The sequence below is a fragment of the Pseudomonas sp. P5_A2_2 genome (genome assembly GCF_054177685.1).
The window spans coordinates 1-1,928 of sequence record NZ_JBGCUL010000849.1; the positions used below are offsets into that span (position 1 = coordinate 1).

Annotated in this window: 1 protein-coding gene and 1 pseudogene; both read left to right on the forward strand. The window is 57.1% G+C overall.

Annotation, left to right across the window (positions count from 1 at the left end; all coding sequences use genetic code 11):
• On the forward strand, positions 1-1,543 hold a 1,543-nt coding region (locus ACXRVY_RS26500), incomplete at its 5' end, for an esterase/lipase family protein (RefSeq protein WP_458238672.1).
• A pseudogene (locus ACXRVY_RS26505) lies at positions 1,531-1,928 on the forward strand (T6SS immunity protein Tli4 family protein); the annotation flags it as partial. The gene ACXRVY_RS26500 and the pseudogene ACXRVY_RS26505, both read left to right, overlap by 13 nt.

Here is a 1,928-nt window from a genome sequence, read left to right on the forward strand (position 1 = left end):
GAATATGTGGCTGGCCATGAACTGGATCAACAAAAAGGCCGGTATACGACAAAAACTGTTGCACCCGGCCAGGGTGGAAGTCGACAACCAAGGCGCGGTGCCTGAACGGGCTGCCGGTACGGTACTGGCGCAGCCAGGGCTGGGCAGGAAAAAGACCCTCCTGGCTCTGCGCAAACGCTATGAAGAACGTGGCTGGGGCGAGGTCAGTGAAACCAGCTATCACGCTTTTCTGCTCTGGTTGGAAGAGGCGCTCAATAGTGAGTTCCTGCCTCACCAATGGCCACAATTCGACATTCGGCCGGAGCACCTGCATACCGTCGCCGTCGAGCCGGGGCCGACTCACATCACCCGGTTAAAACCCGAAATCCCCATCGGTATGCCTGGGCTGGGTACCACCTTGGCCAGCCAGTTGCCGTCGATTGTCTCGGATGAGCTGGTGGCGCGCGGCGGTTATCGGATGCCGGTGCATGCGTGTGGATATAACTGGTTGGATTCCAACAAAGTCGCTGCACAGCGCCTGGCCGAACGCATTGACGAACTGACGCACCAATACGGTCGAAACTGTCAGCAAGTCATTCTGGTCACCCACTCCATGGGCGGATTGGTGGTTCGACGATGTGCACAGTTGCCCGGCATGGCCGCCAAAATTGCTGGCGTCGTGCATGGGGTAATGCCCGCCACTGGGGCTCCGGTCGCTTATCGCCGTTGCAAGGTCGGCATGAGCGACGAAGATCTCATTGCCGGAGCAGTGATTGGCCCGACCGGCCAGGAAGTGACCGCCGTTTTTGCGCAGGCGCCTGGTGCCTTGCAATTGCTGCCTACACTAGATTATTCCCCGGGTTGGCTGAGACTGATCGACAATCAAGGCGTTTCGGCGATGCCGCGTCAGCCTATAAAAGACCCTTACGAAGAGATCTATTTACGTCGCGACCGTTGGTGGGGATTACTGCGTGAGGAGTGGTTGGCACCGAAGGATGGTGATCCGATTACGTGGGAAACATTTGCGGACAACATTAAAAAGGCAAAATCCTTTCATCAACGTATTAGCGGCTCCTATCACCCTCAAACCTACGTCTACTACGGCAGCGAAGACAAGCACCCCAGCTTCGAATCTATCACTTGGAAAATGCAGCGCGGGTCTCGCCTCAATGGCCTCTTTGCTTCAAGCCCCGATGCCTTCACGGTGTCCAGCCTGCAAATGCATGAGGTGCGCGACGACGGACGTAGCCCGTTGTACGTCGGCGGGCAAGCCGAGGCCGTGCTACCCCTGCGTGGTGATCCCGACGCGCCGGTCAGAACCGTGCAGACCAGCTATTGGGAACTGCATTGCCAAATGCAGGATGGCTCCGGCGACGGCACCGTCCCAGTGAGCTCGGGCAGCGCGCCTATAAAGCGTGCGCGCAATGGCGAAGTCCGCCAGCAAATCAAGGCGCCCGGCTTTGATCATGAAGCCTCCTATGCCAACCCGCTAACGCAGCACTTCACCCTCTATTCACTCATCAAAATCGCAGCGAAAGCCAAGAGGCCGCTATGCGTCAGCTGATTCTTTTTTTGACATGCATGGTGCTGGGTTCTCTCACCGGCTGTGCGGCCTTCAAACAACCCAGCGAACAGGAGAAACGTAACGTGAGCGAAATGACAAGCAACATGCGCACCTGGGGGTTGGGCCGAGGCTTGATTGATTTACCGGCCAACTGGATTGGTGGTGGCGATGTGAAACTCTACTACGGGTTGGGCGCCGATCATTCATCCGTTGAGGTGCGTGTGTTGGGRGAGGGCGTGACGCAGGAGCGRTTTGATGCCGCATTGAATGAGCGTGCGCATCGAATCGCGGTTGTCAAGAACGATGAACAGCAGGACGCATCCATGTTGGTTTCAGCAAGGCGTGAAACCCCACAGAAGATATTCCTGCAGTATTTTGAGAGCAC